Origin of the sequence: Streptomyces sp. LHD-70, from assembly GCF_031157275.1 — a bacterium.
Taxonomy (GTDB): Bacteria; Actinomycetota; Actinomycetes; order Streptomycetales; family Streptomycetaceae; genus Streptomyces.
The window spans coordinates 41,688-54,969 of sequence record NZ_JAVIFW010000022.1 but is presented as its reverse complement, the minus strand read 5'-3'; the positions used below and the strand labels follow the sequence as shown (position 1 = coordinate 54,969).

Below are 13,282 nucleotides of genomic sequence, written 5' to 3'. Positions count from 1 at the left end.
ACCTACTTCCCCCCGTTGCCCTTGCCCTGTTCCTCGGGCGGCGGCCCGTCCCACTGCCAGTCGGAGTCGTCCCATCGGTCCGGTCCGGCCACGTCCTGCCACGGCGACGTCGAGAAGTCCTCCCCGACCTGCCCCCATTGGTCCCCCAGCTCGCCCCAGTCCGGCATCGACGTGTCGAATTCGAGCTTGGGCTTGACCTGGTCCCCGATCTCACTCCACGACATGTCCCCGGCTTTCTCGCCGTTCGCGATGCCCTCGGACGGGTTGTACGAGCCCGCCGTGACGGCCACTTCCTTCAAGGTGTCGACCACGTACTGCTCCTGCTCGTGGTACAGCCCCGCGGACAGCCCCAGCTTGTACGCGATGTCGTTCAGATCCTGCATCTTTCCGTGGATCCCCAGTCCCCACCGGCCACAGAACTGTCCGAAGACATCAGCGAGTTCACCCGAACCCATGTCCATCCCGGACATGATCATGAACTGGAACCCGTGCCCCTGCTGAGCCGTGATGGAGAAGTAGCCGGTCTCCTCCAGCTCGTTCTGCGCCGCCCTCAGGCCCTGCTCGACAAGCTTCGCCGCCTCCTGATCGAACCGGTAACCGCCACTCACGACGACGCCCCCTCCGACTCCTCAGTCACCGCGACCCCATCCGGCACGATCCCCTTGGCCGGCGGGAGCAGGAACGCGCCCTCACTTCCGATGTCGACCGCGACCCCGCACGGTACGTCGATCTCCGCGAGCGTCTCGTCCAGCAGCCGGGCCCCGTACACGCGGCGGAAGGACCACTCGCCGCCCTCGCCGCGCGACTGCGCAAACGCCGTCAACGTATCCGTGTCCGTGAACGCGAAGATCCACCGCAGCCCGGCCTGATCCCCAGTCATGACCCCACCGTCCCGCAACGGCACCAGCACCAGTGATCGTCGGAACTCCCCGATCAGCGCCTGCACTTCAGCCAGCGCCTCGTCCACATCTCCCGTGTCTCCCGACAGCACGCCCCCCCCAACTCCAGCCCAAACGATCACTCCAAACGATCACTCCAAACGTAACCGACGCTTCATACCTCGGCGTGGTTCCGCACCACCGGGGTCCGCGGTTGCCGGGGGACGTGCTCACCGCCCGCTCACCCGAGCACCCGAACCCGGGCCCGTTGGGGGGCCGTACGGTCTGCACTCGCAGGCCCAGCATGGAGCGTGGCCGGTTGACTCCTTCCAGGTGCATCAGGTTCGAGGGAAGCCCACGGCCAGGGAGATCACGCGCGGATTAACTCGCACCGCAGCCTCGGGACGCCATGTGCAATGCATCACCTCGAACCGCCACGCGCTCGCAGGGCGAGAGAGAAGTCCTAACGAGTACCCTTCCAGGCTCTGCCCAAGCGCGAGGAGAAGTACAGCGTTGTCATCGCCTCCAATGAGTCGTTCTGCGGCTGGACGAAGAAGTCCACTGCCCCTTGTCTCTGCGCAGCGATCGTCGACCGACTGACGTTCAACTGCACGATCATCGAGACCGGCAGTGACTCCTACTTCCTTGCCAGCACCCAAGCACGAATCGAACAGCCCCCAAGGCGGGATAGGCGGAAAGCAGTCCGCAATCTGCCAGCTCCGCCGTTGCCGACCGTTGTGTCGGCCAGCCCAACACCAGTCGCTCGGACGCGACCCACCGCGATCGCTCAGGCAGCTGTGCTGGCGTCCCAGCCTCAACTGGCTTCAGGCTTCTGCGTGGTGACGTCGTCGACGCTTTCCTGGGATCAGTGGCTCAATGGCAGTGGTGATCTCTGGTTGCCCATACCTATCGGTGAGTGCCCGCCAGCGTGGCGATCAGGTGTTCCTTGGCATCGACTGGAAGCCCTTCGGCGAACTCTTGCAGCAGGCGGTCCAGCGGAACCCACTGGCCTTGTGGTGCATACGACGCGGCACGGACGCAGAGATCCTCCAGCCGGTCCCATGCTCGGCTTGGTCGTCGACTCCCCAGGTTCTTGAGGTGGATGTGGGCATGCGCGTCGTCGGCCCGGCATCCCGCGACGTCCTCCATGAATGAGCCCAGGGCGTGGCCATCAGCGCTGCGGTGACGTCAACTTCCGCTGCCAGGACCACGACTCGACGTACACCGTCCAGCTCTTCACCGAGGCCGGCAGCTGCACCGCCATGGCCTGAATCACATTCTTGTCGTCGATGTCCTCGCTTCTTACCGTCCCATGGCATGGACTCCACAGCCTCCGACGTGGTCAGGCGACTCGGTGACCTTCTGGCCGTGCAGGTGAACTCATCACCCGAGCTCTTCGCTGGAATGGAAAAGGCAGCCGCTGCCGTCGACCGCGAGCGAGCAAAGAAGACCACCAACGAAGGCCACGGCCCTCGCAAGCCGGGCCTGCGTCAACTACCCCGAGCCGAGCGTGCCCCTCTACGGATGACACCGTGGGACCTGATCTCGACGTTCGCGCGCGCTACGACCCTTGCCCGGCAAGGACGAGGCAGAGGGCTGGCTGAGCACTGGCAGGGGCTGAAATACTGTCGGGCTTTCACCGCCGACCGGCACGGCAGCCTGCGCCTCACCGATGAAGGGAAGGCTCCCGAGCTGTCCTATCGGGCCATGCAGGCGAGGGAGCTGGGCCGGGCGTTCGGGCTCGCCGTCGCGGAACGGGCGCTTCGCGAGCGGTATCCGGACCACCTGATCAGCCTCGTCGACGCTGAAACCGCCCTGCTTCCTGGCTTCGCGCGGACCAAGCCGGCCGGGACTCTCGGCGCGAGACCGCGGCCCGACTTTCTGCTGGAGGCATGGCGTCCCGGTGAAGGCTCCCGGATCTTCGTGGTGACCGTGAACGGCAACCACCAAGCTGTGAAGCCGAAGACCTCCGCAAGCGCTCGCACGACATACAGACAACTGGCCCGGGGCAGTGAGCGCGTGGAGCGGCTCCATCTGGGGCAAGGGAACGAAACTCCCACGATCATGACCTCGACCGAGTTCCTGGCGACTGCCGGTGTGACAGTGCACGTCCTGCACACAACGGGAGGTGTCGAGCTCCCGGTACGACCGACATCCGGTCCGGAATCAGCCGATGTGGCTATTGGGCGCCGAGCTCTGCGGTACGCGGACTCCGTGGCAATCCCGACGAAACGCGGAGTGGAACGACACAACGCCTTCTTGATCCCTGAGGAGCAATTCTCCTGGTTCGGCCGAGTGATCGCCCGGGCCCACGCCGCTGGCCAGCTCTCACTGGCCGGCGGCGGAGGGACGGTCGGCCGGTATCTGATCGATGAGCAAGGCGGCAAGCACTTCAGCGAAACGGCCTTCGCCGGAACTGCCAGTGTCCACGACGCGAAGACCTGTTTCGGCGAGGAGCAATACGTTGGTACTGACCAGGTCTTCCGTATCAACGGCACGCGCGTTGAAGCGTTTTCCGGCATTGCCACAGAACTCTACGATCTGCTCGCCGAGGGCAAGGTGGAGGAATACCGCCAACGGGTTTACGAACGACGGAAGGACTGGCCCGAGCCGGACGACATCGACGGCTGGGGTGCGAGTTCCTTCCGGCCGGACGGCACTGCGCTGGCGATACGGGTGCTGCCGAACAGCGCATCGTCCGAGAACCTGTCCTCGGGGTGACCCACAGCAGCTTGAGAGGCGATGGGGCGGACGATCCCACCGGCGACACCGCGAAGCTTCGCTGTGACGACACTCCCGCGCTCGCGATCCGGCCACGTACAACACACATCTGGCTTCGGCGCCCTCACCAATACGGTGAGCTACCCGGAGTACCAGTGGCCAGCGTCGTCGGCGCGTCGCGGAGCTCGTCGCGGTCGGTCTGGCCGACCGACTTCCCGCCGCGGTCGTCAATGGTTTCATCGGCCCGGGGCGACGAGCCATCGGGGGGGACGAGAGTGGTGACGGCAGAGGCAGCCAAGCCGGGTCCGGTCCGGTCCGGTCCGGTTAGGGGAGTCGCGGCGGCTCACGCAGCTCCAGAACGAAGTGGCGACGCGGACGGCATCGGCGGGGTCCCGCGGGAATTCCAGCGCCACATCCGCGTCGATTGTCTCCGCCTCTCCCATTCCGATTTCCCCAAGTCTCCCGCGCCCAAAGCCGCCAAGGCCGAGCACGCCAGGCCCCGCACACGTCATGTGCGGGGCCTGGCGTCGGACGGATCGGACTCGTTACCGGGTATCTGGTGTCGTTCGTTCCGACCACGGTGTCTCGCCTGCTCTTCTTCAGTGCGCTTCCAGCCGCATAACGACGTCTCGGGTGACGATCGGTGCGGATGCCCTCTCGGACAGGATGTCCAGCAGATCGTGGCGGACCACGACGGCACAGCCCGTCGTCCGTGACCAGGGCAGGCGGTGAGCGCCCCGCTCGTATTCGGTGCGCCAGCAGATGAGCCGAAGGGCCAGACCTCGGTCGTGCTCCAGTGTCAGCGGGTCAGCGGGCCTCGGGCGGAGTTGCGGTGCAGAGCGAAGGGGGTGGGGGTCAGTGCGAAGCCGGGCACTGGTGCACACGGCCGCCCTGCCACTCCACTACCTGGGTCGTCGAGCACCAGCTCGCAGTCGGGCAGGATCCACAACTGGCCGGCTCTGGCCCGCCGAGGCCCTCTACCAGGCTGGTCTGACAGCCGACGGGCGATCGGAATCAGTTTCCGCCACGTTCAGCAACATGCCGGGGCGTGATGTCTTCGGCCCAACAGCGCACCCGCCGCCCCTGCATCATTGACCTGCCCACACCTCACGCCGTGGCACCTGACGCATACGGCTGGATGACGCCCGCCGGATCATCAGGAACCGTGCCGGGCCTCAGGCTTGTGGCCATCACAGGCACCAACGGGGAGGGATACGAGGTGGACGCACTCGCGGCGGCGGTACACGCGCTGCTGGAAGATCCGGACGCAGCGACGGAAGTGGAGGTGGCGACGCCGGAGAAAGCTGCCCGAGCCGTCAGGCTCCTAGATCACGGCCTGCGTAGCGGCCGTGGGGTCCACCGCAAGATGGCCGAAGGTGCGCTGCACGGCGCAAGGACACTCTCGTCCGACCGGCTGCAGGTCCTCTCTGAGTTCGTCCAGAACTCCGACGATGCCGGAGCCGGGCAGCTGCGCATCCTGCTGCGGTCCGACGACCTTCTGGTCGCCCACGACGGAGCCGGCCTTCGCCTGGCTGATGTTCTCCCGCTCGGCATGCCGTGGCTCAGCGGCAAAACGGCCGACGCCGAGGCCACCGGCCGGTTCGGCATCGGCCTGTCCACCCTCAGGGCCCTCACCACGGTGTGGGAGGTGCACTGCCACCCCTTCCACGTGCGCTTCTCCAGTACCGAGCTCGAACCCGCAGCACCTCCGGAACTCCCCGACGGGATCTCCGGGCCGGAGTGGACCGTCTTCCGCCTCCCGCTTGCCTCCGACACACTGACCACCGACCAGCTCCTGGAATGGTTCGGGGGCTGGAACGACGCTTCCCTGCTTTTCCTGCGTCACCTCCGCAGTCTGGAGGTGACGGCGGGCGAGCAGAGCACCGTACTAACCCTGACCTGGAAAGAAGTGACACAACGTCGGCTCCTGGTCAACGGCGTCGAGCACGACGTGAATGTTCAGCACGCCCGGACGACCGACGGAGAGCAGTGGCGTGTGTACACGACGCAGGTAGCACCGCGCCCTGACTGGGAAAGGAGTCACAAGGCTCTGGGCCGTGTCGTGCCTGTGGGTGTCGCTCTGCCGCTGGATCGTGGGGCGAAGGGCAGCGTGCATGCCGGCCTGCCCGTGGCCCCGCTAGACGTGGCGGCCCGCGTCCACACGCAGTTCGACCCCGTCGCCAGTCGTGAGGGTTTCGCCGGCAGCCACCTCAACACACAACTCGTGCCCGTAGTGGCTGACTTGTGGGCCGCCGGTGTGCGCGATGTCCTGGAGGAGGTGGATCACACGGCGTGGCATCTGATCCCGCTCCCCGGCCCTCCGGGCTCCGCGCCGTCGAACCTGCTCCAGGACCGGATGCACGCCGAACTGCTCACCCGCGCACGGCAGTCACTCGCCACCGAGCTGGCCTTTCCGGCTGCGGAGGGCGGTCCCGATGCTCCGCTGACCGACTTCGCAGTCGAGGAGGCCGCGCTGTCAGGGGTCCTCGACGACGACATCGCCTCGCTGGGCGAACTCCCACACGCCTTGCCTGCCGCCATCCGCGACAGCTGCAGCCGGTGGCGAAAGGTCCTCGCGGACTGGCGTGCCGCGGGTGCTGCTGACCTACCCCCGGAGGTACAGGTCACGGATGCACTCAGCTTGCTCTCCGATGGCAAACGGCAGGACGTCGCGCGGCTCGTACGGCTCGCCGCCGTCGCGCTCGAAGCAGGCCACGAGTACGTCATGGCCAACCGGGCGTGCCTGGTCACTGCCGACGGACGCAGCCTTCGCCCGCAGCCCACGGAGAACTGCTTCGCTGACCCCGTCGGCGAGCCCACCGGCCCCCTGGATGTACTTGGCGTGGTTGCGAACCTGCATCCCGCCTACACGGAGGACAACGCCTGGGCGCGGACCGTCACCGCCTGGCTGGGCCAACGGGGCTGCCTGGTACGCCGCGACGACACGGCAGCCGTACTGGAGATGGTCTCCCGGCTCGGACACACAGGCGGACAACTTGCCGATGGCGACGAGGCGACGGAGACCGCTCGGCTCGTCGCCCTGCAACGTGCGCTCGGCGAGCTGCCCAAGAGGGAACGCGACCGGCTTGGTTCGGGCATCGGACGGGCCCTCCGTCTCAACGGCTTCGCCTACGACAAGGAGGGTTCCGAAGAGGCCCGCCGCGTGAAGCCTGGGAACTCCTACCTCCCTCAGGCGTTGGAGACTGCTGACGGAGACCGGTTCGAGGTCGCGGCACGCAAGACTCCCGGTCTCGTCTGGGTGCGCCGCGCGTACGCCCGATCGCTGCTCTCCGCCACCCAGGCAGGCGGTCTGAGCAGAACGGCCTTCCTCCGACTGCTGGGTGTGGCCGACGCCCCCCGGCTCACGCCGGTGCGCGAGGTCTACTACCCGGCGGACACCAAGACGTACGAGGGCGACCCCCGCCTCGGCCTCGCACGGCACTGCAGGTGGTACACCTCTGGCCGGCGGAGGCAGATGATCGGCAAGGGAGCCGATCACACTCTGGATGACCTGATCAGCAGCGACCTCGCAGCCGTGGTCGAGAACATCGCGGCGGAGAAGGACGTGACCGAGCGACGACGCCGCACAGCTGCCCTGCTGCGCACCCTCACCGCACTATTACCAGTTCAGACCAGGCCGTCGTTGCCATGGCTCGGGGACACTACAAGTGGAATGTTAGAGGCGAGACGGCTGCCATCTGGGTGTGGCAGCTTCGGGAGACCGCTTGGCTGGAAGACAGCCAAGGCAGTCTCCGGCCGCCGGACGAACTCACCCTGCGCACACCGGATACGGAGGCCCTGTACGGACCGGAAGATCCCGGATACCTGCATCCGTCGATCCATCAAGCCCTGTCCACCCGCACGGAAGTCCTCACCGCTCTCGGTGTCTCCGGTGATCCCGACGTCCCGCGCCTGATGGAACGCCTGCGTGAACTCCGTGACCGTCAGACCGAGGACGCCGATACCGATGCTGGCATGACGGACAGCATCAGGGCGGAGGCACTGCTTGTCTATCAATCACTGGCGCGACGTCTGACTCATCGTTCGGCAGATGCATCCCAGATCGCGGTGGAGAAGCAGATCCGCGATGAGTTCCGGTACCAGGACCTCGTCCTGACCGACCAGAGCTGGATGGAGTCCGGCAAGTGCTTCAGGGGACTTGCCATCCTGAGCGGATTCCGTCCCTTCACCATGGCCGGAGCAAACATCGCCCCGCTGTGGCAGACGCTGGGAATTCCCGAGCCCGGGGTCGATGACCTCATCGACGTGCTGAAGGAGATCGCCAGCACCAACGTGGCACCCGACCCCGAACACGAAAGGGTCATGCTCGAAGCCCTACGCCGCTTGCGGGACCTGATCTGCTCCCACGACAAACCGATGCCTCCGGGGCTGCAGAGCAAGCTGCGAAATCTGCCACTGTGGACCACAGCTGGCTGGGTCAAAGGCAAGGGACGACACGTATTCGCCGTGGCCGACTCCGGAGTCGAGCGGGTCTTGACGGATCGTCTGCCTCTGTGGAAACCGGGAGGGAACGTGCAGCAGTTCGCTGCGCTGTTCGGTCGGCTGCGCGTAACGCCCCTGGACGTTGCAGGCGCCGAGGTTACATATGAGACAGAAGGCATGGACGGGGACGCTGCTGCCCTGGACCGGTCTGCCGACGCGAGCCTCACAGAGGGCTTCCGGCGGGGAGTCGCCGCGCTGCAGGACCTTCTGGTGCGCGACGAGCCAAGGACAGCGGAGGCATTTGCCGGCTGGGCCTGGCTGGCAGGCCTGGAAGTCCGGGTGCTGCCTGGCCTGCGGATTCGCCTTGCCCCGGGAGCCACGAACGATCCCATCGAGCTCCCCGTAGACGCGCACATCGACCGCGGCCGCAACACGCTGTTCCTGCACTCGCACACGGCTCTCACCACCAAGGCGGGGGCGGGTGCTGCCATCGCCGCTCACTTCGCGCACGACCGGGCACGCGTAGGCCACAACTGGCGGGACGTGTGGGAGGAGCGGCTGGTGCAGGCAGGGGCCGGAACCGCGCTCACCTCGACGGGACAGCGTGAGCGCGAGGAACGACAACGGCTCGCCGAAGAATTGCGTCAACGGGCGCAGCGACTACCTGTCACGCCCGCACAGAGCAGGAAGCCGGCACATGGCACGGGCAGTGGGCCAACCATCCCCATTGGCCCGACCGGTACGATTCCGCAGCCCCGCACCAGTTCAGCGCCCGCGTCCACAGGCCCTGGCGCCCAGTCCGGCCCCCAACACTCCCCGGCCGCGCGTCCCCTGGTGGATGCGGCTGAATTCGACATGCCGCCCACCAACGTCATCCGCACTGGAGCGCCGACCACACCAGGCAGCACTCCTACCCGTACGCCGGCCACAGCGGATCCTTCGCCGCGCCGACACGACATCCGACTCCCCCAGCCCAAGCCAGGAGGGGCCCAGCCCCGCAGCCATGCCTCACCTCTCGGCTACGCGGATCACCACAAGGAAGAGCTCGTCATCCAGGCGCTGCGCCGGATCCTGCAAGAGCGCGGTGTCAAGCTGGACGACCAGCGAGGTGCGTCGCGCGTAGGCGCCGACGCATACGACTCCACCGGGCGCTATTACGAGATCAAGGCCCACGGGAGTGGCGTCCCGAGCGAACTGGCCCTGACGCGTTCAGAGTTCGTACGGGCCTTGTCCGAGGGTGAGAACTACACACTCGTGATCGCCTCAAGCCTGGAGCAGGGTGCCGGCAAGCCAACCCTCCGCCTGGTGAACGACCCCGTCCACCGCTTCGAAGTCGAACCGGCAACCGACGTCCGCCTCAAGGGGGTGCGGGCACTGTCAGTAGAGTCGACCGTCTACGAATGGCCCGGTGCTGAGTAGTCACACGATCGTCCCCTCGTTAGCAGGCTCATCGCTGAGAACGAGGGGCGGGGCGGCAATTGGCGTGACCGGCCTTGCTGCCTACGGTCCGAACCGAGCCGGCGCCTGTCCAAGGAAGCTCAACCGTACCTGACGGTCGGTGTTGTTCCTATTAGTGTCCGCCAAGCTCCGTTAGGGCAACCCAGGTTAGCCGGGGTGCTCGGGCATACCCGGAGCGCGGCCACGGCATCCATCTAGGCCGGCCGCTACTGCTGAGGGCAGGGAGTCGAAGCCGTTGTGGCTCCATCCGGGGCGCAGCTCAATCTCCCTCCCAGACACTCGATCACGAGTCGCAGCCTGGTTCACGAGCAGCGTCGTCCCTCTACAGCCGACCCCACCAGAGTCAAGTCCATCCGGTCATTTTGGTTCGACCTTCGGACACGGAGCCCGGTAAGCGGGGCCCGGAGGTACGTTGAGCCCGCCACTGGTCGGCGGTGAAGGCTCCGCTTGCCCACTCGCACCGCGCCACGCCACGTCACACACCACGATCCGGTCCTTGCGTGCGCCGAGTGCGGTCCCTGGGGGGTATCGACGTAAGCACCGGGAAATTGCGGATGGTTCGGATGCTCTAGGTGCAGTCGTCGCATCCCAGTCCCGGAGCCGTCTGGAGAGCTTCGCAACCGGGCCGAGCCGCGCCGCTCCGACGGGTCGGTGACCACAGCACGCCTCGCGACGACGCAGAACTCTGCCGACAGGTCATCCGCATCGCGCCTCAGCGACAAGGCGCCCCCACGTCCAGGCCCTTCAGGTACCGGTCCCGTTCCCTGGCGGTCAGGGGCTGGCTGACCAGGCCGCACAGCAGGTCGCGCCATGCCTCCACGCCGACCGTACGACGTACGACCTTGCTGTCCGGGCCGAGGGTGAGGATGTCGTCGGCGAGGCCGGGAACCACCTGCATGCTGTCGTTGGGCTTCGCGGAGGTGGCCGGTGGGTCGGTGCGCCAGACATCGAGCTGGTCGCCCGTGGCCGCGTCCAGGATGCGCACGCCCCGGTCGGTGCCGGTGCTGAAGCCCTGGAGCAGCACACTGCCGTCCCGGCTCAACGCCACGTCCTGGGTGGCGTGCGGCTGGCTCCCAGTGGCACGCACGCGCTGCCCGGTGTCGAGGCGGACGACGTACGCATGGCTCTCCTGGTCGGAGAAAGCCGCCTGGTTCCCCTCGTAGTCGACGCCGATGCCCATGAGTTGAGCCGCTTCCGGCAGGGTGGTGTGCGCGGCGTGCTCGAAGGCTCGGTCGCCGTCCCAGCGAAAGGTGTCGACGTCATTGCCGGTCTGGTCGAGTACGACCAGAGTCCTACGGTCCCCGCTCAGGGCGAGGGCGAGGGTGCCGTACTGCGGCTCCGGCATCACCGTGCTGCGGGTACAGGTCCGGGTGTCGAGCAGTTCCACGGAGCCGTTCCAGATGCCGACCACGTACCGGTCGCCCGGAAGGTAGAAGATGGCAGGGCGAACCGGATACGAGTAGGAACCGTGGATGGCCGCTTTACTGATGGCCACGCCGCAGCCGGTCCGTTTCCCTTTGCGCAGGTCCCAGATGGTGAGTCGCCCCTGGTCCTCCGCCAGGGCGCGTTTCACGCTGTGCAGGGCGACATACCGCTTGTCACCGCTCAGGGCATAACCCGTGTCCCCCACGTTCACGGTCAGGTTGGCGTACGGAATCCTCCCGAGCCGGCGGCCGGTGCGCGGATCCCAGAACTCAGTGCGCCCCTCGGTCCTGTGCACGGCCATGCGTCCGTCGGGCGTCAGGTCTCCGTAGCTGAACTCCCGGTCGTCCAGGGGGATCTGCTGCCCCCGTCGGACTCCGGTAGTGTAGAGGTTGAACTCGCCGCCGTACGAGGCGACGGCCACCTGCTTGCCGTCGGCCGACATGGACAGGGCGCTGACCGTCCGCGCCAGCCGGCCCAGTCTGATGCCGGGGCGCAGTTCGGCGTCGTAGAGCCGGGCCCCACCGTCCTGCCCTCCCACCACGAAGTTCCCCTCGCCGTCAGCGACCGCCATGTCCTGGTGCACGCCCAGGGAACGTTCAGCGATACGGCGGCGGCGTTCCAGGTCCCACACCTCGGCGCGCTCAGACGTCCGAGCCAGCGCCTTGTCTGCCCCGTCGAAGAGCACGATGACGTCGCCCTTCATTCCGGGCAGGGGCCGGGCGGCCTTCCAGCGCGCCGATTCCGTCAGGAACTCCCGGACCTCCTGACGCCCACTGTCGACCAAGGTCAGACGGGAGCCGTCCCCGGAGAAGCCCAGCCCGAGCTTGCTCCTGCCCACCTGGAGCCGGGTTACGTCGCGGCCGTCGGAGGTACTCCACACGACCACGAACGCCTCGTCCTCGGGGGTGATGTGCGAGGCCGCCACCCACCGTCCGTCGGGCGATAGAGCGAGGGAAGTAAGCCCATGGGCGGCATTGGGCAGGCCTTCTATGTGCCCCGTGGCCATCGTTCGCAGGAGCTTGCCGGTTCGGGTGTCCCACAGCTGGACCCGGTTGAGGTAGACCTCCGTGGCCAGGACGCGGCCGTCCCTGCTCAGGGCCCTGGGCCTGCCCGCGTTGCGCAGTACGCGCGACTGCCGGGCGGGTCGGACGTCGTAGAGGCGTACGCCTTCGGCCTGATCGAAATCGGAGGAGTACGCGGCGGTCGAACCGTCCGCACTGACCACGACGTCCGTGTCGGGCGGATTGCCCTGGCCCTCCAAGCCCGTCACCGAATCGGCGTCCGTGCGCAGGCGTCGCTTGGCGTACGGCGCGGCGGCCACGGCTTGGGCCAGGGCGCGCCTGGACTCGGGGGTGGACCGGGTCTCCTCGGCGTAAAGGGCGTACTGCGCGGCCTGGTTGGGGCTGGTCGCGAGGAGTTGTCCTGAGCGGGCGGCCAGTGCCTGCGAGGCGGAGATGCGGGCCTGAGCCACGGCCTCGTCGCGCTGCCTGCTGGCGTCGAGGAAGCCGTAGACCGCGAGGACGAGCAGCGCCATGAGCAGGGCGACGCTCGAACAGCTGAGCCGTTTGACGAACCGGAGTTGTCTGAAGTCGTCGTGCTCCAGCTCCTCTTTCGGACGGCCGTGCAACGGCGCGGCCAGAGTGGCGACTGCGGAGCGGAACGGCGGGTATCGCAGCGAGCGATGGCTTCCCTCGATCTCACTGAGGTCCACCCACAGCGGGACGGACGTGAAGTGGCCGGCCAGGTTCGGCGGCAGGCAGGTGGTCTCCTCCCAGTCGAAGTCGCCGGCGCCGTCGTCCCATTCGATCCGACCGCTCGCCACGGCGATGAGCAGGTGCTCCGTGTCACGCTCGCGCAGCCAGTAGTCGACCTCCTTGGCCACCCAGGGCGAGGCCGCGGCTTCTGGGGAGGCGAGCAGGATGAGGTAGCGGGAGCGTGCGAGTTCACGCTGGATCGACTGCCACAGGTCGTGGTTCGCGGGCAGCCCCGTGATGTCGCGGAACACGCTCATCCGCATGGGCCGGAAGCGCGAGACGGCCAGCCGCTCCAGGCCCCGCTGGAGCTGTTTCGCCAAAGGCTTGTTCTCGCGCTGGCTGTACGAGATGAAGGCATCGCGCTGTTTCAGGCCGTCCGGCGCGGCGGCTCGCGCATCGACATCGGTCTCCGCCGCTTCCACGGCATCGCTCATGACGTCCCCCGTCTCCTCTTCCCGACGCTCCCATCGTCATCGATGCACCGCGCCAACTCCCATGCGCACCACGCCCATTGAAGCGCCGATCGGTGATCATTCCAGCTTCGCGGCTGGCTACTCTAGTGGTCGACTGTGACGGTGCTTTCGTCTCAACCGGACTGGCGAG

7 protein-coding genes and 1 pseudogene are annotated in these 13,282 nt (G+C 67.2%); 4 read left to right on the top strand and 4 right to left on the bottom strand.

Features of this window, described 5'->3' with window-relative positions; all coding sequences use genetic code 11:
- Window positions 1-2: 2 nt before the first annotated feature.
- Both RCO28_RS32295 and RCO28_RS32290 read right to left on the bottom strand, forming a co-directional pair.
- Window positions 3-608, bottom strand: coding sequence for a hypothetical protein (locus RCO28_RS32295; RefSeq protein ID WP_308944880.1), 606 nt, complete (start codon window positions 606-608; stop codon window positions 3-5).
- Window positions 605-967, bottom strand: a complete 363-nt coding sequence (locus RCO28_RS32290) for an SseB family protein (RefSeq protein ID WP_308944879.1) — start codon at window positions 965-967, stop codon at window positions 605-607. Before RCO28_RS32290 ends, RCO28_RS32295 begins: the two co-directional genes overlap by 4 nt.
- Window positions 968-1,354: 387 nt before the next feature.
- Here RCO28_RS32290 and RCO28_RS32285 point away from each other — a divergent pair.
- Window positions 1,355-1,552, top strand: a pseudogene (locus tag RCO28_RS32285) (ATP-binding protein); the annotation flags it as partial.
- Between the two features lie 232 nt (window positions 1,553-1,784).
- Here RCO28_RS32285 and RCO28_RS32280 read toward each other — a convergent pair.
- Window positions 1,785-2,027 (bottom strand): hypothetical protein, encoded by a 243-nt coding sequence (locus tag RCO28_RS32280; RefSeq protein WP_308944878.1) that lies wholly within the window; start codon window positions 2,025-2,027, stop codon window positions 1,785-1,787.
- Window positions 2,028-2,195: 168 nt separating this feature from the next.
- On the opposite strand from RCO28_RS32280, the gene RCO28_RS32275 reads away from it, so the two are divergent.
- The 3 genes from RCO28_RS32275 (at window position 2,196) to RCO28_RS39515 (ending at window position 9,461) form a co-directional block, all read left to right on the top strand.
- Entirely contained in the window at window positions 2,196-3,599 is a 1,404-nt protein-coding gene (locus RCO28_RS32275; RefSeq protein WP_308944877.1) for a hypothetical protein, read from the top strand.
- A 1,114-nt stretch (window positions 3,600-4,713) separates the two neighbouring features.
- Window positions 4,714-7,515 carry an ATP-binding protein gene (locus RCO28_RS32270; RefSeq protein WP_308944876.1) on the top strand — a complete coding sequence of 934 codons (2,802 nt, stop codon included), beginning with the start codon at window positions 4,714-4,716 and terminating at the stop codon, window positions 7,513-7,515.
- A gap of 59 nt (window positions 7,516-7,574) precedes the next feature.
- Entirely contained in the window at window positions 7,575-9,461 is a 1,887-nt protein-coding gene (locus RCO28_RS39515; RefSeq protein ID WP_374991290.1) for a hypothetical protein, read from the top strand.
- A gap of 751 nt (window positions 9,462-10,212) precedes the next feature.
- On the opposite strand, the gene RCO28_RS32265 is transcribed toward RCO28_RS39515, so the two are convergent.
- A complete protein-coding gene (locus RCO28_RS32265; RefSeq protein WP_308944875.1) occupies window positions 10,213-13,113 on the bottom strand; it encodes a TIR domain-containing protein in 2,901 nt (966 codons plus the stop codon).
- Window positions 13,114-13,282: the final 169 nt, after the last annotated feature.